The organism is Microbacterium koreense (genome assembly GCF_042677105.1).
Classification (GTDB): Bacteria; Actinomycetota; Actinomycetes; order Actinomycetales; family Microbacteriaceae; genus Microbacterium; species Microbacterium koreense.
In genome coordinates, this window is record NZ_JBHTIM010000001.1 from 1,599,137 (window position 1) to 1,619,410 (window position 20,274).

Below are 20,274 nucleotides of genomic sequence, written 5' to 3' on the forward strand. Positions count from 1 at the left end.
CGCGGCAGAGGATGAGGGGCTACCAGGACAGGGCAGGCCGGACGTCGAGCGGAACGTCGGTGCGGGGGGCGAGGGCGCGCACTGTTGCTCCGAGGAGTGTGCGATAGCGCGGGTCCGGGTGGTCTCGGGCGATCTGCACGAGCGGCGGAAGGTCCAGCGAGAACATGAGAGCGACGCGGGATGCCGCGGCAGCCGTGGCGCCGGATGCGTCGAGCACGGCGAGACCGCCGGCGAGGGCCTCGAGATAGTCACGCAAGACGGGGAGGGCCTCGCGTCGCTGCGTGATCGAGGTGCCTTCAGCGCGCACGCGCCACTGCACGACGACGTCGGGGACGACGTCGAACGCCCGCGCGCGGGTGTAGAGCAGCTGAGCGACGACCTGATCTTCGTAGGCCTTGCCCGCGGGGAAGCGCAGGTCGCGCCACATCTCTGCCCGTGTGACCTTCGACCAGGCGACGATGTTGTTCGCAACGTCGGGATGCGACTCGAGCGTGGCCCGCTGGCGCGCCGGGTCGGTTGCTGCAGCGACCCACGGCTGAACCTCGCCCGAGACGTACCTGCCGGCATCGTCCGGGCGGAGACGCACGTAGGCGCCGACGGCGAGATCGCTGCCCGTGCGCTCCAGACTGCCGACGAGCGTGGCCAGCGCATGAGGATCGAGGACATCGTCGGCGTCGAGGAACCCGACGAACGGCGTGGTCACGAGGTCCAGCCCGGTGTTGCGCGCCGCGCTCAATCCTCGGCGCAGGTCGTGGTGCACCACACGAAACCGGTTGTCCTCGGAGGCGACGGTGTCGAACATCGCCCCCGTTTCGTCGGTCGAACCGTCGTCGACGAGCACGGCGATGAAGTCGTGGCGCGTCTGTGCGCGCAACGATGTGAGCGCGGCAGGCGCGTAGGGGGCGACGTCGAATCCGGGCACGATGACCGTGATCGCCGCGGGTGGTCTCACCCGCCCGATGCTACTGCCGCGACGGATGCCGCAACCGCCTCCGCGAGCAGGTGCGGGTCGACCCGGCCGGCGACCCGGTGCGGGAAGCTGAAGCGCACCGCGGTCTGCGCGACCGTCGGGTCGATGCCGAGGGCCACGAGAACGTGGGACGGATCGTCGCTGCCGGCGGCGCACGCCGATCCGCTTGAGGACACGATGCCGCGGCGCTCGAGATTGAGCAGCACGGCCTCGCCGCTGGTGCCGGGGAAGACGAAGCTCGCGGTGCCCGGCAGTCGCCGGGTGGGATGGCCGGTGAGGACGGCGCCGGGAACGCGCATGAGGACAGCAGCGACGAAGGCATCCCGCAGGGCAGCGACACGCGCTGCCGCCTGTGCGCGTTCGGCCTCGGCGAGTTCGAGCGCGGTCGCGAGGCCCACCGCGCCCGCGACGTTCTCGGTGCCGCTGCGGCGACCGCGTTCCTGACCACCGCCGTGGAGGAGGGGTTCGACCGGCACGCGCCCACGCACCAGGAGCGCCCCGATGCCCTGGGGTGTCCCGATCTTGTGCCCGGCGAGGGAGAGCGCGTCGGCATTCGTCCCCGAAAGCGGAAGCCAGCCGGTGGCCTGCACGGCGTCGAGATGGAGGGGGACGCGGCGCTCGTGCGTGACGGCGGCGAGGGCCGCGGCATCCTGCACCGTGCCGACCTCGTTGTTCGCATAGCCGATCGATACGAGCGCGGTGTCGTCGCGAAGCACCCGATCGAGGATCTCGGGGTCGACCATGCCCGTGTCATCGACCGGCACCATCGTGACCTCCACGTCATGCCATCGCGTCAGGTAGTCGGCCGATGCCAGCACCGACTCGTGCTCGATGGGCGTCGTCACGACGTGTCGGGCACCCCGGGCCTGCGCCGCGCCGAGAGCGATTCCCTTGACGGCGAGATTGTTGGCCTCGGTGCCGCCGGAGGTGAAGACGACGTCGGACGCGCGCATGCCCGCCAGACGGGCGATGCGTTGCCGAGCGTCGGCGAGCGCGTCGGCAGCGGCCTCGCCCACCGTGTGGTGGCTCGACGGGTTGCCGACCCACTCGGTGAGGTACGGCATCATCGCCGCGGTGACTTCGGGGCGGACGGCCGTCGTCGCCGCGTTGTCGAGGTAGAGCATGGTCAGGCCGCGTCGATGACGACGTCCAGTCCGAGGTCGAGGGCCGGCGCCGAGTGGGTGAGCGCACCCACCGAGATGACGTCGACGCCTGTCTCGGCGATCGCGCGCACCGTGGCGAGGGACACCCCTCCGGACGCCTCCACCACCGCCCGTCCGGCGACCTGGGCGACACCGGTGCGCAGGTCGGCGAGCGAGAAGTTGTCGAGCATGATCGTGCCGATTCCTGCCCTGAGCACCGGCTCGATCTGATCGAGGCGATCGACCTCGACTTCGACGTGCGTCGTATGGGGGAGTGTCGCGATCGCGGCGCGGAGCGCGTCGGTCACCGACGTCCCCCCGCGCGTGAGGACGGCCAGGTGATTGTCTTTGGCGAGCACCGCGTCCGACAGCGACGCGCGGTGATTGTGCCCGCCACCGTCACGCACCGCGCGGCGCTCGAACGCCCGCAGGCCCGGGGTGGTCTTGCGCGTGTCGACGATGCGTGCCGCGGTGTGGGCCACCTCGGCGACGTAGCGGGCGGTCAGCGTGGCGATCCCCGACATGCGCTGGGTGAAGTTCAGCCCGATCCGTTCGGCCGTGAGCACGGACCGTGCGGGACCGGTGACCGTCGCGAGCACGTCACCGGGGGTGAAGCGCTCGCCGTCTGCGATCTCGAGGCGCACCTCGATCCGTGGGTCGGTGAGACGGAAGGCCGCAGCGAACACGTCAGCGCCCGAGAACACGCCCTCTTCACGCGCCACGAGGTCGGCGCGTGCCGACGCGGCGACCGGGAGGAGTGTCTCGCTCGTGATGTCGCCCCACGGCGCATCTTCGTCGAGCGCGGCCGCCACCACGCGGTCGATGGTCGTCTGGGTCAGCATGGGGCGACCTCCACGTGTCGATGCGCGTCGACGGGGTCGTCGCTGCGGTGATGGGCGCCCGCCGATCCGCTGCGCGCAAGGGCGGCGTCGACGACGGCTCGCGCGACGAGCAGGAGATTGGCGTCTTCGATCTCCGCCGCGGTGGAGGGCGCGGAAGCAGGGCCCCAGACGGCGAGAACGGATGCGGCGTGCGCCAAACCGTCGGCATTCCGCACCAGACCGGCGTGCTCCCACATCAGGGCCTGAAGTGCTGTGCGGGTGAACGGGGGAGCGTCGACGGCCGACGCCGCACGGCGGGCGGGGGTGGACTGGCGGGCGGATGGCCACGCGCGACTGCGCGCATCGGGTGCGACGACCGCCCCGGCCCGCGCGCCGAAGACGGCTCCTTCGAGCAGCGAGTTGGACGCGAGGCGGTTGGCGCCGTGCACACCCGTGCGTGCGACCTCGCCCACGGCGTACAGCCCGGGAATGCTCGTGCGTCCGTCCAGATCGGTCGTGACGCCGCCCATGAGGTAGTGCGCGGCGGGTGTCACCGGAACGGGCGCGACCGCCCAGTCGATTCCCCGCGCGGTCACGGCGTCGTGGATGGTCGGAAACCGCGACGCGAGGAACGCGCGCGTCTCGGATTCGGTACCGCGGATGCCCGTCGCGTCGAGCTCGACGGGCCGCCCGTTCTGCCGAAGCATCGCATCGGCGATCGCACGGGAGACGACGTCGCGGGGAGCGAGTTCACCGTCGGGGTGGGCGTCGAGCGCGAAGCGGTGGCCGCTGTCGTCGCGCAGGACCGCACCCTCGCCGCGGACGGCTTCGGAGACCAGAAAAGCCTCGCCTGCGGCGAGCACCGTCGGGTGGAACTGGACGAACTCGAGGTCGTCGACCCGTGCACCGGCGCGCAGCGCGACCGCCACGCCGTCGCCGGTCGCCACCGCCGGGTTCGTCGTGTGCGGGTACAGCAGTCCCGCCCCACCCGTGGCGAGGATCACCGCGTCCGCGTCGATCACCTGACGATCACGACCCGCGAGGACGTCCACCCCCACGGCGCGACCGTCGCGGAGAACGAGGTCGACGGCGAGGGTGTTCTCGCGGATTTCGACCCCGCGGGAACGGATCCGAGAGCTCAGCGCGTCTTGCAGAGCGCGCCCTGTGGCATCGCCTCCCGCGTGCAGGATCCGCGGATACGAATGCGCGGCCTCGAGACCCCGCATGAGCCGGCCGTCGGCGTCGCGGTCGAAAGCGACGCCCAGATCGACGAGTTCGCGGATGCGCAGGGGGCCCTCGTCCACGAGCACCCGCACCGCCTCGGGGTCGTTCCAGCCCGCCCCGGCCACGAGGGTGTCGTGCAGGTGTGCGTCGGTCGTGTCGCCGGCGAAGACGGCACCGGCGATGCCGCCCTGCGCATGAGCGGTGGCCGTGTGGTCGAGTGTGTCCTTCGTGAGCACGGTGACGCGGCATCCGTCATCGAGCGCGCGCAGCGCTGCCGTCAGACCGGCGATTCCCGAACCGACGACGAGGACACGCGGTGCCGTCGTCATGACGTCTGCGGTTCTGTGACGGATGCCGGGGGCTTCGCGGCGAGCATGCGCTCCAGTGCCACCCGAGCGGGGTCGGCGACGCCGGAGGGCACGGTGATGCGGTTCACGACGTCACCGGAGACGAGGGATTCGAGCACCCACGCGAGATAGCCGGGGTGGATGCGGTACATCGTCGAGCAAGGGCAGACGACGGGGTCGAGGCAGAAGATCTCGTGCTGCGGGTGGGCCGCGGCCAGGCGCTGCACCAGGTTGATCTCGGTGCCGATCGCGAACGATGTCGGCTCTTCGGTCGCAGCGATCGCGCGGCGGATGTAGTCGGTCGATCCTGCTTCATCGGCGGCATCGACGACCTCCATCGGACATTCCGGGTGCACGATCACGCGCACGTCCGGGTTCTCGGCCCGGGCCTTGTCGATCTGGTCGACGGAGAATCGGCGGTGCACCGAGCAGAAGCCGTGCCACAACACGACGCGCGCGTCGGTCAGTGTCTGGGCATCCGATCCGCCGAGGGCCTTGCGTGGGTTCCACATCGGCATGTGCTCGAGCGGGACGCCCATCGCCTTCGCGGTGTTGCGACCGAGATGCTGGTCGGGAAAGAAGAGTACGCGGCGCCCTCGGGCGAAGGCCCACTCGAGCACGGTGCGGGCGTTGGAGGACGTGCATACGATGCCGTGGTGGCGGCCGACGAACCCCTTGATCGCCGCAGACGAGTTCATGTACGTCACCGGGATGATCGGCAGGAGGCCGTCGGAATCGGGCGTGTCGAGGTCGCCGTACACGTCTTCGAGCTGCTCCCAGCACTCTTCGACCTGGTCGATGTCGGCCATATCGGCCATCGAGCACCCCGCGGCCAGGTTCGGCAGGATGACTGCCTGCTCGGGGCGCGAGAGAAGGTCTGCGGTCTCGGCCATGAAATGCACACCGCAGAAGACGATCGCTTCGGCATCGGGGTGCTCGAGCGCGGCATTGGCCAGTTGGAACGAGTCACCCACATAGTCGGCATGACGGACGACCTCTTCGCGTTGATAGAAGTGACCGAGCACGACGACGCGATCGCCGAGAGTGGCCTTCGCCGCCACGATGCGCGCCTCGAGATCGGCGTCGGATGTCTCACGGTACTCGGCGGGGAGTTCGCCTTGCCGCGGTGCGCCGGTCGGGATCACGTCGCCCATCGACGATCCCGGACCGTAGCCGGGTCGCGTGTCGAAGGTCCAGGGCGCGGCCGCGAGATCGGTGTTGCACGTCTCGTCGGTGGACGTACCCGCGACGATGGCCTGGATGGAGTGATCGACCGACGGGTCGATCACTCGCGGCGGGGCGATGTGGACGGTCATGACGGACTCCTTCGGGGGGAGCGGCGGGCGAGTGGACCGAGATCGGCCAGCGCGACCTCATGGTTGTAGCGGTACAGGCGCGCGGGGCGGTGGTTTCCCGTGCGGAAGCGGTCGGTGGGCAGAAGGGTGCCCGATCCTTCGACCTGGCGGCGGAAGTTCGCCGGATCCAGACGCCGGCCGAGGATCGATTCGTACACCTCGCGAAGATCGGCGAGCGTGAACTCGTCGGCGAGGAGACCGTGCGCGATCCTGCTGTAGCCGACCTTGTTCCGCAGGCGCCACAGTGCGTAGTCGATGATCTCGTTGTGGTCGAAGGCGAGGTGCGGCAGGTCGTCGACGGCGAACCATGCGACGTTCTCGGGGTCGTATCCGTCTTGGTCACGCAAGCCCGCCGATGCATCGTCGGGGCGAAGCAGTGCCCAGTAGACGATCGACACCACCCGTGTGGGCGAGCGGTCGACGGCGCCGAAGGCGTAGAGCTGCTCGAGGTAGCTCGGGGCCAGGCCCGTCGTCTCGCCGAGGGTACGGGCCGCGGCGGCGTCCAGGCTCTCGGTGATGTCGAGCCACCCGCCGGGCAGGGCCCACCGGTCGTCGTAGGGGTCCCGGGTGCGTCGAACCAGCGGCAGCGCCAGCGCAGGGCAGTCGGCGGCGTCGGTGCGGCGGAGGGTGAAGATCACGGTCGACACCGCGACGCGCGTGACGTCCTCCGCGGCCGGCGACGCGATCGTCGCCGGCTGACTGCTTTGTGTCGGCATGACTCTAACCTCCCGGAAACAGATCTTAGAGTCACGATGACCAGAAGGCAAACGCGGAGGTGTGCGGCATGCTCCCAGATGGCGTACCTACCCTTGACGGGTGATCCTCGTCGACGTGCTGGTCGTTGTGGTGCTTCTCGTTGCGCTCATCGCCGGCGTCCAGCGCGGCTTCTTCGCGAGCATCGGCACACTCGCAGGTCTCGCAGCCGGCGGTTTCGCCGCCTTCTGGCTCACGCCGCTGGTCAGCGCGTGGGTGCCCTCGCAGGCGTGGCGCGCAGCCGCCGTCCTCGCCACAGCGGCGGGGCTGCTGTTGCTCGGCGCCGGAATCGGCGCGGCCATCGGCTCCGCCCTCCGATCGGGCACCGACAGACTCAAACTGCGCGGCATCGAGAGGTTCCTGGGCGGGGTGGCTTCCGTCGTCGCAGCCGGGCTCGCGATCGTCCTCGTCGCCCCCGCGGTGGCCGGCATCGGCATCCCGGGAGTCTCCACGGCGATCTCCTCCTCGCAGGCCGTGCGCACCCTCGACTGGCTGACACCCGACCCCGTCGACACCGCGCTCGCCGAGCTGCGCGGCCACGTCATCGACGAAGGCATCCCGCGCCTGGGGAACCTGCTCGGGCCCGGCGGCACCACACCCACCGCGCCCGTCGAACTCGACGATCCCGATCTGCAGCGGGCTGCGGCATCCGTCGCGCGTGTGTCGGGAACGGCATTCTCGTGTGGGCGCAGCGCGACCGGCAGCGGCTTCGTCATCGCCCCCGATCGTGTCGTCACCAACGCGCACGTCGTCGCAGGTGTCGACACCCCGATCGTCGAGCTTCCCGGCGCGGCCGCCCGCGAGGGGCGGATCGTCTACTTCGATCCCGTCGACGACCTCGCGGTGATCGCCGTCGATGACCTCGGAGCCGCCGTGATCCCGCAGGCGTCGACGATGACGCCCGGTCAGTCCGGCGCCGTGCACGGGTATCCCCTCGGGGGACCCTTCACCTCGATCACGGCCGGGATCCTGTCGGTGGGCACCGTCCCCGTCGCCGACATCTACGACTCCGGCGTCACACCTCGCGAGATCTACTCTCTGCAGGCGGCGGTGCGTCCAGGCAACTCCGGCGGACCGCTCCTCACCGCCGACGGCGCCGTCGCCGGTGTCGTGTTCGCCCGAGCCGACGGCGACGACGGTCGCGGGTACGCGGTCACGATGGCAGAACTCGCCCCGGTCGCCGACGCGGCGCCCACCCTCTCCGCGACGGTCGCGTCGGGGGCGTGCATCGACTAGTGCGCCCGCTATGCTGGCGGGGTAACTGAAGACAGGCCGCATGACCCGTGCGGGAGAGCACCGGCATCCGCCACCGCGGACGCCGGGCACCGAAGGAGCAAGCCTCCCCGCCAATCTCTCAGGTTCCGTACCGCACGTGCCCGGCCGCTCTGGAAAACGATCCGTGTCACGACGGCGGATCGTGCCGAAGGTGAAAGCTGCGCAGCGGCGAAACTCTCAGGCCAATGACAGAGGGGGAGTTCGCCGCGGCATTCTGCCGCCCACCCGCCCACGGGAGAACTCATGACGACACCCCGCTCCACCCCGCTCCGCGCGCGCCACGAAAATCTCGGCGCCTCGTTCACCGACTTCGGCGGGTGGATGATGCCTGTCCGCTACACGTCCGACCTCGCCGAGCACCGCGCGGTCCGCGAGGCCGCCGGCCTGTTCGATATCTCGCATATGGCGCAGTTCAGCGTCACCGGCGCCGACCGCGAGGCATTCCTCGCCGCAGCGCTCGTCCTGGATCCCGCCAAGCTTGCCCTCTCGAAGGCGAAGTACAGCATGATCCTCGCGCCGACCGGCGGGATCATCGACGACCTCATCGTCACCCGCAACGCCGAGGACGAGTTCCTCGTCGTCGCCAACGCCGGCAACCGCGAGCCGGTGCGCGAAGCCTTCGCCGAGCGCGCCGAGGGTTTCGACGTCAGCGTCACCGAGCTGGACGCCGCGCTGATCGCCGTCCAGGGCCCCAGCGCTCAGGAGATCCTCGAGAACACCCCCGGACTCGACCACGACGACGCCCTCGCGATGGGTCACACTCTCGACTCGCTGCGCTATTACACCGCCATGGGCATGCGCTTCGGCGACGGCGCCGTGCTCATCAGCCGCACCGGATACACCGGTGAAGACGGCTTCGAGCTCAGCGTCGACACTGCCGACGCCGAGGCGCTGTGGGATGCGCTCTTGGCCGCCGGTCAGTCGTTCGGGCTCGTCCCCGCCGGGCTCGCCGCACGCGACACGCTGCGGCTGGAGGCCGGGATGCCGCTGTACGGCCACGAACTGTCGCTCGACATCGTCCCGGCGCAGGCGGGCCTCGGCCGTGTCGTCCCCCTCGCGACGAAGGACACCGACTTCGTCGGTCGCGCGGCGCTCGAGAGCGGTGTCGCCACCGACGCGCCCGTCCTGGTCGGACTCGTCTCCGACGGGCGCCGCGCGGGACGCGCGGGCTACGGGGTGTTCGACGGTGACGAGAAGGTCGGCGAGGTCACCAGCGGTGCGCTCAGCCCGACCCTCGGGCATCCCATCGCGATGGCCTTCGTCTCACCGCGCGTCAGCGAACCCGGTACCGAACTCTCCCTCGACGTGCGCGGAACCCGCATCCCCGCGACCGTCACCACCCTTCCCTTCTACAAGAGGACCGCGAAATGACCGATCTCACCGAACTCAAGTACACCGCCGAGCACGAATGGGTTGCCGTCACCGGTGAAGCCGGCGACACCGTCGTCGTCACCGTCGGTATCACCGACTACGCCGCCGAGAAGCTCGGCGACGTCGTCTTCGTCGAACTGCCCGGTGCCGGCACAACGGTCGAGGCGAACGCCATCGTCGGCGAGATCGAGTCCACGAAGTCGGTCGGCGAGCTGTTCGCCCCGCTCAGCGGGGAGGTCGTCGAGGTCAACGACGCGGTCGTCGACGACCCTTCGCTCGTCAACGCCGACGCGTTCGGTGACGGATGGCTCATCAAGCTCGCCGTCGACCCGTCCGCCGTCGACGCGCTCCTGGACCGCGCCGCGTACGTCGCACTCACCGGCGGCGACGCGTGACGTCGCCCGCCGCTCCCGGCTCGTTCGCCCAGCGCCACATCGGAACGGACGCCGCAGCCCAGCGCACGATGCTCGACGCGCTCGGCTACGACACCGTCGAAGCGCTCGTGCAACGGGCGGTTCCCGCATCCATCCAGGTCACGCCACGTGAGACGAGTGACATCCCGCCCGCGGCGACCGAAGCGGAAGCGCTCGACGAATTACGCGTGCTCGCATCGCAGAACCGCACGATGCGGCCGATGATCGGGCTCGGGTACTACGACACGTTCACTCCGTCCGTGATCTCGCGGAACGTGCTCGAGGACCCCTCGTGGTACACCGCCTACACGCCGTACCAACCCGAGATCTCACAGGGCCGGCTCGAAGCGCTCATCAACTTCCAGACCATGGTCACCGACCTCACCGGGCTCGCCACGGCGAACGCCTCGATGCTCGACGAGGCAACCGCGGTCGTGGAGGCGATGCTCGTCGCCCGTCGCGGCTCGAAGTCGACGTCGAACGTCTTCCTCGTGGATGCCGACGCGTTGCCGCAGACGCGGGCGCTCCTGCATGCCCGCGCCGGCGCCGTCGGGGTCGAGATCGTCGAGGCCGAGCTCTCCGCGGGCTACCCGGTCGACGAGTCCGGAACCCCGGTGCCCGCATTCGGGATGCTCGTGCAGTACCCCGGTGCCACAGGTCGCGTCTGGGACCCGATCGACGTCGCCGCCGTCGCGCACGGGGCCGGTGCGCTGGTCGTCGCGGCAGCCGATCTCCTCGCGCTGACGTTGTTGCGTGCGCCGGGGGCCTTCGGCGCCGATATCGCCGTCGGCACCACCCAGCGCTTCGGCGTGCCGCTCGGCTTCGGCGGGCCGCATGCCGGATACATGGCAGTGCGCAGCGGTCTGGAACGTCAGCTGCCCGGTCGTCTTGTGGGTGTTTCGATGGATGCCGCGGGCCACCCGGCCTACCGGCTGTCGCTGCAGACGCGCGAACAGCACATCCGACGTGAGAAGGCGACGTCGAACATCTGCACCGCGCAGGTGCTCCTGGCCGTCATGGCTGCGATGTACGCGGTGTACCACGGGCCCGAGGGGCTGCGCGCGATCGCGACCGACGTCGCCCGCAAAGCGCAGGCGCTCGCCGACCGGTTGCGGTCGTACGGACTCTCGCTGGCCTCCGATTCCTTCTTCGACACGCTGCGGGTGTCGGTGCCCGGTTCCGCGCGACGCATCATCGACCGTGCCCGCGAGCGTGGATACCAGCTTCTGTGGGTCGATGACGCCACGGTCGGGGTGTCGGTCGATGAGACCACCACGGAGGGCGATCTCGCCGCCGTGGCATGGGCGTTCGGTTTGCCCGAGGGGGAGTTCCTCGGCGAGGGCGAGCAGGGCGAACGCGCGGTGCCCTTCGCGGAGGCCGTCCCCTTGGCGGCGGTTCCCGCATCCCTCATGCGCACCGACGACTACCTCACGCATCCGGTGTTCAACACCCACCGCTCCGAAACGGCCATGATGCGGTATCTCGCGCGGCTCGCCGAGCGTGACTATGCCCTGGACCGCGGCATGATCCCGCTCGGATCCTGCACGATGAAGCTCAACGCCGCGACCGAGATGGCAGCGGTGTCGTGGCCCGAGTTCTCGCGCGTGCACCCGTTTGCGCCCGAGGTCGACGTGCGCGGCTATCTCGCGATGATCGAACAGCTCGAAACCTGGCTCGCCGAGGTGACCGGGTACGACGCGGTGTCTCTGCAGCCCAACGCCGGCTCGCAGGGCGAACTGGCGGGGCTCATGGCGATCCGCGGCTACCACCGCGCCAACGGCGACCTCGACCGCACGGTCTGTCTCATCCCGTCATCCGCCCACGGGACCAACGCGGCGTCGGCCGTCCTCGCCGGGATGAAGGTCGTCGTCGTCGCGTGCGACGAGGCCGGCAACATCGACCTCGACGACCTGCGGGCCAAGATCACCCAGCACGCCGACGCCCTGGCGGCGCTGATGATCACCTACCCGTCGACGCACGGCGTCTACGAGCACGAAGTGCTCGAGGTGACCCAGGCCGTGCACGATGCCGGCGGGCAGGTCTACGTCGACGGGGCGAACCTCAACGCGCTCCTCGGGTTCGCCCGCTTCGGCGACCTCGGGGGCGACGTGTCGCACCTGAACCTCCACAAGACGTTCGCGATCCCGCACGGCGGCGGAGGACCGGGCGTCGGCCCCGTCGCGGCGAAGGCGCATCTCGCGCCGCACCTGCCGTCGCATCCGTTCGCGCAACGCGCCGACCACGCCGGCGGCTTCGTGTTCGACGGTGGGCCGATCTCGGCGGCGCCGTACGGCTCGTCGTCGATCCTCCCCATCTCGTGGGCGTACATGCGCATGATGGGAACCGCGGGACTGCGCGACGCGACCGCCGCGGCGGTCTTGTCGGCGAACTACATCGCGGTTCGGCTGCGGGATCACTATCCGGTGCTCTACGCGGGCGAGGACGGGCTTGTCGCGCACGAGTGCATCCTCGATCTGCGGCCGTTGCGCGAGGCGACGGGCATCACGGTCGACGATGTCGCGAAGCGTCTGATCGACTATGGCTTCCACGCACCGACGATGTCGTTCCCTGTCGCGGGGACGCTCATGGTCGAACCGACCGAGTCCGAGGACCTCGGCGAGATCGAGCGGTTCATCGAGGCGATGATCGCCATCAAGGCCGAGGCCGACGCGGTCGCGGCGGGGGAGTGGCCGGCGGACGACAACCCGCTCGTCGGTGCCCCGCACACCGCAGAATCGGTGGTCGACGGTGACTGGGCGCACCCGTACTCGCGTGAGACCGCGGTGTACCCGGTGCGCAGTCTCGTGCGGGCGAAGTACTGGCCCCCGGTGCGCCGCATCGACCAGGCCTACGGTGACCGCAATCTCGTGTGCGCCTGCCCTCCGGTGGAGGCCTTCGCCTGACCGGTTGATGACGCGCCGGGCCTGGTACGTTCCTCGCCTCGATCCTCCGCCACGTCGGCTCATCTGCTTCGTTTCGGCTCAGCAGATGAGCCGACGAGCGGCAGATGACCCGGGGTGGGGCGGGATGCGCGCGTGGCGGCGGATGTCGGGGCGAGTGGCAGTCCGGCGGCGCGCAACAGACGCTCGAGTCGACGCGGGTCGTTCACATCCGCCCAGCCGCAGCGGAAGAACCCGGCGGTGACCGCCCGAATCCGGTCCTCCCGGATCTTCTCGCGATAGACGACGTCCTCCGGAGGGCGGCCGCTCGGGTTGTCGGCGCCGTACTTGAGTTTGCCGTCGAACTCGCCGACCACCCCGTGCTCCCGCCAGAAGAAGTCGGCGTAGCCGATCAACCCGTCGTCGTCCCACATCGGCGCCTGCAGCTCCGGCGGAGGAGCCCCGAGGCGCAGCATGGCGGAGCGGGCGACCGACTCGCCGAGCGAACCGGACCCGGCATCCGCTTGTTCGATCGCGAGTAGCGCCGACCACCCGCCGCGGGCCGACAGGCGTGCGCGCGCGAGGTCGAGCAACCTTCTGTGCATCGTCGCGCCGGCGCAGGCGTCCGACGCCTCATCCGGCGATGGTCGGCGGAGCGCGGCATCCGCTATCGCGAGTGCTTCCGGGTGCGGAAGGCGGCACGCGAGATCCCACACACACTCGGAGAGTGAGCTCACCCGCAGGCCGTCGATCTCGACGACGTCCAGCGTGCGCCCGGGGTCGTGGACGGTGACATCGCCACGGCGGCCCGAACCCGACGGGGTTGTCCGCGCGAGATGGATTCCGCGCAGACGCGTGCGCAGCAACGGCAGCTCGTAAACGGCCGCGGCGGACTCGAGCATGAAGACCGGTCGGCGGAATGTGAGTCCCACCGCGTTGATGCGCGCGAGGTAGCGATCTTCGGGGGTCATCGCGGACCACACCGGGGCGTCGAGGTAGACGCCGGGCCGGACCTTGACGACGGCGCCCCGACGCGCCGCAGTCTGGAGCGCACTCGCCCACCCCTGGCCGCGGGCATCCGATGCGAGCAGGAGTGAATACGGGCGGGTCGATCTCGAGGCGAGCGGTTCCACGGAACGAGCTTCTCCGCCCACCCGATCGCGAGGTCGCGAGGGCTCGCGCCCGTCGATTCGAGCTCACCCACCCGACCCTGGGGAGGAGACGATGCGGCGCCCTCTGACCGGCTCATCTGCTCGACGTCGGCTCAGCAGATGAGCCGAAGAGAGGCAGATGTGCCGAGGAGGGGGGAGGAGGGGTGTGCCGGGGGAGGAGGCGGGAGCGAGGGTCAGGCGGTGGGGCCGAAGAGATCGGGCCAGAGCGCGACCGCGAGGGGGTAGCCGATGAACGCCACGATGTCGATCACCGTATGGGCGATGACGAGGGGCATCACCCGCCCCCACCGGCGGTAGGCCCAGCCGAAGACGATGCCCATCACGAAGTTGCCGAGGATCGCGCCGAACCCCTGGTACGCGTGGTACGCCGCGCGCAGGGCGGCTGTCGAGAGGATGATCGTCCACCAGCCCCAGCCCAGCCGGCGTAGACGGTCGAAGAGGTAGCCGATGAAGATCACCTCTTCGGTGAGCCCGGCACGAAGGGCCGCGAGCACGAGAAGGGGGATCGTCCACCATGCGGCATCCAGCGGTGAGGCCTGCACTTGCACGGTGATTCCCATCGCGCGCCCCGCCGCGTAGAGCGCGAGTCCGGGGACGCCGATCACCGAGGCGAGCAGGATGCCGCGACCCGTGTCGCGACCGAAGCCGCGGAAGTCCAGCCCGATGCGGCGCAGGGCGTTGGAGCCGGGTTCCCACAGCAGGTAGACGACAAGGGCGACGAGGGCGAGGCCGAAGAAGATCGACAGGGATTGGTAGAGCACGTCCCACAGGGCGGTGTCGTCGCGCGAAGGATTCAACTGGGTCTGCTGATCGCCGATCGGCGTGGGACGCAGGAGTGCGCGCACCAAGGCGAGCACCGAGTAGAGCGCGGACTGTCCCACCGTGACGGCCAGCACGATCCAGATCTCCCACCGCAGCCGTGCGCGCGAGTAACCCGGAGCGGGCGCGGGCTCGATCAGATCCGGGGGATGATTCGTCGGCATGTTGTCAGAATGTCACGCACGTGTCGCGTTGAGTTAAGGATCTGTAACGGTTTCTCAAGACGTTTTGTCCAGGTCGCGTCGCGTGCTTAGTGTGTCGGATGTCCGTGCTCGGTCTTCCTCAGACCGCGCACTCAACCCTTGCACAGGAGGAAATGTGAAGATCGCGCGTCTTGCGGCGGGCGTGGGTGTCGTGGCAGCCGGAGCCCTCGTGCTCGCCGGCTGTGGCAACCCCTACGAGTCGGAGGTCGTGGAAGGTACGGAGATTACGGTTGCGTATAACTCCGGGTTCTTCCACTTCAACGACGACAGCTCGGCCGGCAACAACACGGCCAACGGCAACGTCAAGTACATGACCGACACCTCGTTCGGTTACTACAACAACACCCCGGAGTTCGTCCACCGCGAGGAGTTCGGCTCCTTCGAGAAGACGAGCGACGACCCGCTGACGGTGGAGTACACCATCACGGCCGACGCGGTCTGGTCGGACGGCGTTCCGATCGACGAGGCCGACATGCTCCTTCAGTGGGCTGCGATGTCGGGCAACGTCGACGAGGCGTTCTCGCCCGCCGCGACCACCGGCTACAACCTCGTCACCGCGATCCCCGCGACCGAGGACAAGAAGATCACCCTCGTCTACGACGAGCCGTACGTGGACTGGGAGCTCGTCGGCATGCTCGGCGTCTCGGCGCACGGTACCTACGCGCTCGCGTTCCCGGACGAGTACAGCGATGTCCAGGCCGCGTACGACACGTGGATGAGCTCGGGCGAGGAAGGCGACTTCACCGCGTACAGCGACGCCGCCAAGTCGTTCGCCGAGACCGCCAAGCAGAGCGTCGTCGATGCGATCACCGACGGTGACGCCGAGACGCTCGCTGCGCTGGGCGACGCATGGAGCAACGCGTACGGCTACACGACGCTCCCCGACAGCCCGGCTGCGGCGCTCACCAGCGGTGCGTACGTCGTCGAGGACATCGTCGAGGACCAGTACATCACCATCGCGGCCAACCCCCTCTACACCTGGGGCCCGTCGCCGAAGTTCGAGCGCATCACGGTGCGCACCATCGCTGACTCGACCACGGCCCTCCAGGCCCTCGAGTCGGGCGAGCTCGACATCTGGACCGGCCAGCCCACGGCTGACATCCTCCAGATCGCCGAGGGTATCTCGAACGCAGAGGTCCAGACCGGCGTCCAGGCGTCGCACGAGCACGTCGACCTCACGGTCAACAACGGCGGCCCGTTCGACCCGGCGACCTACGGTGGCGACGAGGAGACCGCGCTCATGGTGCGCCAGGCCTTCCTCAAGACGATCCCGCGTCAGGAGATCGTCGACCGCATCATCGCGCCGCTGAACCCCGACGCCACCGTTCGCAACACGAACCTCGTCTCGCAGGCCGACGGTGCCCGCTACGACGAGCTCGTCGCGACCAACGGTTCGGACGCCTACGCCGAGGTCGACATCGACGGCGCCAAGCAGCTGCTCGCCGACGCCGGTGTGACCACGCCGGTCGAGGTCGGATTCTGGTACCCCGAGGGCAACGTCCGTCGTGGCCAGGAGTACGAGCTGATCGCCGCTTCGGCTGCCCTCGCCGGCTTCCAGCTGGTCGACGAGAGCGAGCCCGACTGGGTCTTCACCGACCCGTCGGCTGAGCCGGTCAACCCGCACGACGCCGTCGTCTTCGCATGGTCGCAGACGTCCACCGCCATCGGTGGCTCGGACCAGATCTACGCGTGCTACGACGACCCGATGGCCAAGGGCGGTAACTACAACGGTTACTGCAACGAGGACGTGTCGCAGTCGCTCCTCACGCTGAACACCACCTCGGAGGAGGACGCTCAGACCGAGCTCCTCATCGAGGCGGAGGCCGGCATCTGGGCCGACGCGGTCACCATTCCGATCTACCAGTTCCCGGGTCTGCTCGTCTCGAGCGACCAGGTGTCGGAGGTCAAGGCCATGCCGCTGAGCCCCGACTACTTCTGGAACTTCTGGGAGTGGACGCCCGTCGAGGGCGAGTGATCTGACGGTCGGGTGAGCGATCCTCTCGCTCACCCGACCCGGACACATCAAGACTGTGGGTGCCGAGGCGAGCCCTCGGCACCCACAGTCATGTCCGGTACCCCGCGCTTCTCCTTCGCGCAGGGGTCACCGCGTAGTAGCTTGGGCGCACCGACGCACCCGAGCAGGAACGACACCCCATGATTTCAGGCCCAGATACGAGAGGGCTTCCGTGCTGACCTTCATCCTCAGGCGCCTGGGCGCGACGATCCTTGTGTTGATCGTTGCCTCCTTCATCGTCTACAACCTGGCGGCGATCGCCGAAGATCCGCTCGCCGACCTGCGGCAGAGCAATTCGCCCAACCGCGAGGAGCAGATCGCTTATCGCAGCGAACTGCTGCGGCTCGATCTCGCGCCGCCCATCCGTTACTTCACGTGGCTCAGCGGCGCCGCGGGATGCTTCGTGCTCCGATGCGATCTCGGTATCTCGTTCATCCGAAGCAATCAGCCCGTCACCGAGGCGCTTTCCACCGCGGCTGCGTCGACGATCCAGCTCGTCACCGCCGCGACGATCATCGCCATCATCGTCGGCCTCACGATCGGTATCCTCACCGCGCTGCGCCAGTACAGCGGCTTCGACTACACCGTGACGTTCCTGACGTTCGTCGTCTACTCGCTGCCGATCTTCTGGATCGCCGTCCTCCTCAAGGAGTACGGCGCGATCCGTCTCAACTCCTTCTTGGCCGATCCCGAAGTGACCCTCCTCGCGGTACTCATCACGGGTTTGATAGCGGGCATCATCTTCATGAGCATCCTCGGCGGTTCGTGGAAGCGCCGGTTGATCACCTTCGGCTCAGCCTTCGTCGCCGCAGGCGGTCTCGTGTGGTTCCTGGGTGTGACCGGATGGTTCGCCCGCCCGCAGATCGGCATCATCGGGATCATCATCACGGGCATCGCCGCGGCGGTCGGGGTGACGGCCCTGTCGACGGGCTTGGCCAACCGCCGCACGCTCTACGCATCGCTGACCGTCGTCGCGGTGTGGGCAGCCGCGTGGTATCCGTTGCAGTTCCTGTTCTTCTATGTGCCCACGGGCTGGATGCTGTTCGGTCTCGGCGTCGTCTCGATCGGTATCGGTATCGGCATCGGTCTGCTGTTCGGCGGAGACGGCAAGAAGGAAGCCGCGCGTACGGCGGCGATCGTGAGCTTCATCACCTACTTCATCGTCGTCATCGACCGGGTCCTGTTGGTGTACCCCGACTACGTCGATCGCATCCCGCAGTCGGGCATCATCGCGACCATCGGCGCCACGACACCCGGCCTGCGGGGCGACATGTGGTTCCAGATCCTCGACGGCTTCGCGCACCTGGTCCTGCCGACGATCGCGCTCGCGCTCGTCTCCATCGCCGCCTACACACGTTATGCGCGCTCGAGCCTGCTCGAGGTGATGAATCAGGACTACGTGCGCACGGCACGCGCGAAGGGTCTCACGGAGCGCACGGTCGTCGTCCGCCACGCGATGCGCAACGCGCTCATTCCGATCGCGACGATCATCGCGTTCGACATCGGCGCGCTGATCGGCGGTGCGGTCATCACGGAGACGATCTTCGCCTGGCGAGGCATGGGGGCGCTCTTCGTCGACGGCCTCAACGCGGGTGATGTGAATCTCGTGATGGGCTTCTTCGTCGTCACCGGCGTCCTCGCCGTCATCTTCAACCTGATCGCGGACCTCTTGTACTCCGCGCTCGACCCACGGATCCGGGTGAGCTGACATGTCGACCACAATTCCCACCGGCGCTCCGCAGGATCGGGGCAGTGAGCAGTCCATCGAGCAGAAGGCCGTCGCCGGCCTGAGCCAGGGTACGATCGTCCGCCGGCGATTCGTGCGGCACGTCGGCGCGATGTCCGCACTCGTCGTCCTCGTCGGCGTGATCGTGCTGGCCTTCACGTCGGTCGGCACGGTCATCGGCGGCACCGGGACGCTCGAGGCGGGCTCCACGGGTCAGCTCCAGATCAACGGATTCCGCATCCCCGGATGGTGGCCGCTGGACTGGTTCACTCAGTATCCGATCGTCAACGGGGGTGCCCCGACACTCACGCTGTGGCCCTTCAGTCTGGGTGAGCACCCGTTCGGCCAGGACACGCTCGGCAAGGACATCTTCGCCCAGGTGATGCGCGGCACCCAGCAGTCGATCACCGTCATGTTCCTCGTCGGCGTCGTGTCGCTGGTCGTCGGTGTCGTCCTCGGCGCCCTCTCCGGCTTCTACCGCGGCTGGGTCGACTCGCTCATCATGCGCTTCACCGACGTCGTGATCATCATCCCGATCATCGTCATCGGCTCGATCCTCGGAAAGATCTTCGGCGGCAACGCGATCGTCTTCGGAATCTTCCTCGGCATCCTGAGCTGGACCGGTCTCGCACGATTGGTGCGCGGAGACTTCCTTGCGCTGCGCGAACGGGAATTCGTCGACGCCGCCCGCGTCGCGGGCGCCAGCAACGGGCGCATCATCTTCCGACACATCCTGCCCAACGCCGTCGGTGTCATCATCGTCAACACGACGCTGTTGATGAGCGCGGCGGTGCTGATCGAAGCGGCCCTGAGCTTCCTCGGGTTCGGCATCAGCTACCCCGATGTGTCGCTCGGTCAGATCATCAGTGAGTATCGCGAGGCGTTCCGCACGCGCCCGTGGCTGTTCTGGTGGCCGGGGCTCTTCATCGTGATCCTGGCGCTGTGCATCAACTTCATCGGTGACGGACTGCGCGACGCCTTCGACCCACGCCAGCAGGCGAAGGTCAGCCGCCGCAAGGCGAACCGCGCGGTCGCGGCGATTCCGTCGATCCAGGGCGTCACGATGGTCGAGGGTCCGACGTCACCGTTCGACAATGAACGCCAGACCGACTCTTTCGCCGGCCCACCCCTGTCGCCGCCGTCCGATCCGACCGATCGTCGAGGCGATCGACCGAAGGATGATCAGCCGTGAGGCAGAGTCAGCGAGAGCGTCACGACGGATGCCGCCAGCAGCACGCTCGTCACGGCGATGCGGGCCACGCCGAGCGTCGACACGGATCCACCCGTGCGTCCGGCGCCGCCGGTGCGGCGGTACTCGTCGAGTCGGCGGTGCACGATGAGCGACGCATCGCCCGATTCGGTGCCCGCCGCATCCGACGGTCGACGCGTGTCGCCGTCGCCCGGACTTTCGGCGACCTCTTCGCGGCGCGTCGCGAGAGCGCGGCGGATGCCCGGCGCGGGAGCTGCCCACGCGCGGATGCGGCGACCGCCGGTCGTCGTGACGGTCAGGGCGAACCGGGTGTCGATGTCATCGATGTCGCCCCACGGGATGCGGTGGGTGCGGAACGGGTTGTCGATTTCGACGAAACCGTCGGACACCGTGACGCTCGGACGCACGTACAGCAACCACGCGATCCACGCGATCAGCACGAGCGGCGAGGACCACAGCACCACCGCGAGCGGTCCGTCGGTGACGAGGATCAGCACCAGACTTGCGGCGCACACCACGATCGCGACCCAGGCGAGGATCTGGCCGCCACGCGGACGAAAGACAACGGGTTCGGGCATTC

General features: G+C 68.9%; 16 protein-coding genes and 2 riboswitches. Of the genes, 7 read left to right on the forward strand and 9 right to left on the reverse strand.

The features are described from left to right. Window positions 1-19 precede the first annotated feature (19 nt). The 6 genes from ACFQZV_RS07405 to ACFQZV_RS07430 are packed head-to-tail and all read right to left on the reverse strand — an operon-like array spanning window position 20 to window position 6,575. Window positions 20-952 (reverse strand): glycosyltransferase family 2 protein, encoded by a 933-nt coding sequence (locus ACFQZV_RS07405; RefSeq protein WP_378750184.1) that lies wholly within the window; start codon window positions 950-952, stop codon window positions 20-22. Continuing rightward, window positions 949-2,094, reverse strand: a complete 1,146-nt coding sequence (locus ACFQZV_RS07410; RefSeq protein ID WP_378750182.1) for a cysteine desulfurase family protein — start codon at window positions 2,092-2,094, stop codon at window positions 949-951. Before ACFQZV_RS07410 ends, ACFQZV_RS07405 begins: the two co-directional genes overlap by 4 nt. Before the next feature lie 2 nt (window positions 2,095-2,096). After that, window positions 2,097-2,954 (reverse strand): carboxylating nicotinate-nucleotide diphosphorylase, encoded by an 858-nt coding sequence (gene nadC / locus ACFQZV_RS07415; RefSeq protein WP_378750180.1) that lies wholly within the window; start codon window positions 2,952-2,954, stop codon window positions 2,097-2,099. Then, window positions 2,948-4,486 carry an L-aspartate oxidase gene (gene nadB, locus ACFQZV_RS07420; protein ID WP_378750178.1) on the reverse strand — a complete coding sequence of 513 codons (1,539 nt, stop codon included), beginning with the start codon at window positions 4,484-4,486 and terminating at the stop codon, window positions 2,948-2,950. Before nadB ends, nadC begins: the two co-directional genes overlap by 7 nt. After that, window positions 4,483-5,820: a quinolinate synthase NadA gene (gene nadA / locus ACFQZV_RS07425; protein WP_378750176.1), complete on the reverse strand. Its 1,338-nt coding sequence runs from the start codon at window positions 5,818-5,820 to the stop codon at window positions 4,483-4,485. The genes nadB and nadA overlap by 4 nt, the downstream gene beginning before the upstream one ends. Then, on the reverse strand, window positions 5,817-6,575 hold the full coding sequence (locus ACFQZV_RS07430; protein WP_378750174.1) for an NUDIX hydrolase: 759 nt from the start codon (window positions 6,573-6,575) through the stop codon (window positions 5,817-5,819). Before ACFQZV_RS07430 ends, nadA begins: the two co-directional genes overlap by 4 nt. 100 nt (window positions 6,576-6,675) lie before the next feature. Here ACFQZV_RS07430 and ACFQZV_RS07435 point away from each other — a divergent pair, with 100 nt between their 5' ends. The 4 genes from ACFQZV_RS07435 (at window position 6,676) to gcvP (ending at window position 12,574) form a co-directional block, all read left to right on the forward strand. Beyond that, a complete protein-coding gene (locus ACFQZV_RS07435) occupies window positions 6,676-7,848 on the forward strand; it encodes a MarP family serine protease (RefSeq protein WP_378750172.1) in 1,173 nt (390 codons plus the stop codon). A 40-nt stretch (window positions 7,849-7,888) separates the two neighbouring features. Beyond that, a riboswitch (glycine riboswitch) is annotated at window positions 7,889-7,991 on the forward strand. A 1-nt stretch (window position 7,992) separates the two neighbouring features. Further along, window positions 7,993-8,086, forward strand: a riboswitch (glycine riboswitch). Window positions 8,087-8,130: 44 nt separating this feature from the next. Continuing rightward, window positions 8,131-9,258, forward strand: a complete 1,128-nt coding sequence (gcvT, locus tag ACFQZV_RS07440; RefSeq protein WP_378750170.1) for a glycine cleavage system aminomethyltransferase GcvT — start codon at window positions 8,131-8,133, stop codon at window positions 9,256-9,258. Further along, window positions 9,255-9,653, forward strand: a complete 399-nt coding sequence (gene gcvH, locus ACFQZV_RS07445) for a glycine cleavage system protein GcvH (RefSeq protein ID WP_378750168.1) — start codon at window positions 9,255-9,257, stop codon at window positions 9,651-9,653. Before gcvT ends, gcvH begins: the two co-directional genes overlap by 4 nt. A 68-nt stretch (window positions 9,654-9,721) precedes the next feature. Next, window positions 9,722-12,574, forward strand: a complete 2,853-nt coding sequence (gene gcvP, locus ACFQZV_RS07450; RefSeq protein WP_378750415.1) for an aminomethyl-transferring glycine dehydrogenase — start codon at window positions 9,722-9,724, stop codon at window positions 12,572-12,574. 59 nt (window positions 12,575-12,633) lie between these two features. Here gcvP and ACFQZV_RS07455 read toward each other — a convergent pair whose 3' ends face one another. Both ACFQZV_RS07455 and ACFQZV_RS07460 read right to left on the reverse strand, forming a co-directional pair. Next, on the reverse strand, window positions 12,634-13,683 hold the full coding sequence (locus ACFQZV_RS07455) for a hypothetical protein (protein WP_378750166.1): 1,050 nt from the start codon (window positions 13,681-13,683) through the stop codon (window positions 12,634-12,636). Between the two features lie 212 nt (window positions 13,684-13,895). Beyond that, on the reverse strand, window positions 13,896-14,705 hold the full coding sequence (locus tag ACFQZV_RS07460; RefSeq protein ID WP_378750164.1) for a CPBP family intramembrane glutamic endopeptidase: 810 nt from the start codon (window positions 14,703-14,705) through the stop codon (window positions 13,896-13,898). A 154-nt stretch (window positions 14,706-14,859) separates the two neighbouring features. Here ACFQZV_RS07460 and ACFQZV_RS07465 point away from each other — a divergent pair, with 154 nt between their 5' ends. From ACFQZV_RS07465 to ACFQZV_RS07475, 3 genes are all read left to right on the forward strand, one after another. Beyond that, window positions 14,860-16,719: an ABC transporter family substrate-binding protein gene (locus ACFQZV_RS07465; RefSeq protein WP_378750162.1), complete on the forward strand. Its 1,860-nt coding sequence runs from the start codon at window positions 14,860-14,862 to the stop codon at window positions 16,717-16,719. Between the two features lie 211 nt (window positions 16,720-16,930). Beyond that, window positions 16,931-18,466: an ABC transporter permease gene (locus ACFQZV_RS07470; protein ID WP_378750159.1), complete on the forward strand. Its 1,536-nt coding sequence runs from the start codon at window positions 16,931-16,933 to the stop codon at window positions 18,464-18,466. Window position 18,467: 1 nt separating this feature from the next. Next, window positions 18,468-19,676: an ABC transporter permease gene (locus ACFQZV_RS07475; RefSeq protein WP_378750157.1), complete on the forward strand. Its 1,209-nt coding sequence runs from the start codon at window positions 18,468-18,470 to the stop codon at window positions 19,674-19,676. Here the strand turns inward: ACFQZV_RS07475 and ACFQZV_RS07480 are convergent. Next, complete coding sequence (locus ACFQZV_RS07480) at window positions 19,667-20,272, reverse strand: PH domain-containing protein (protein ID WP_378750155.1); 606 nt, start codon at window positions 20,270-20,272, stop codon at window positions 19,667-19,669. The two genes, ACFQZV_RS07475 and ACFQZV_RS07480, sit on opposite strands and share 10 nt — an antisense overlap. Window positions 20,273-20,274: the final 2 nt, after the last annotated feature.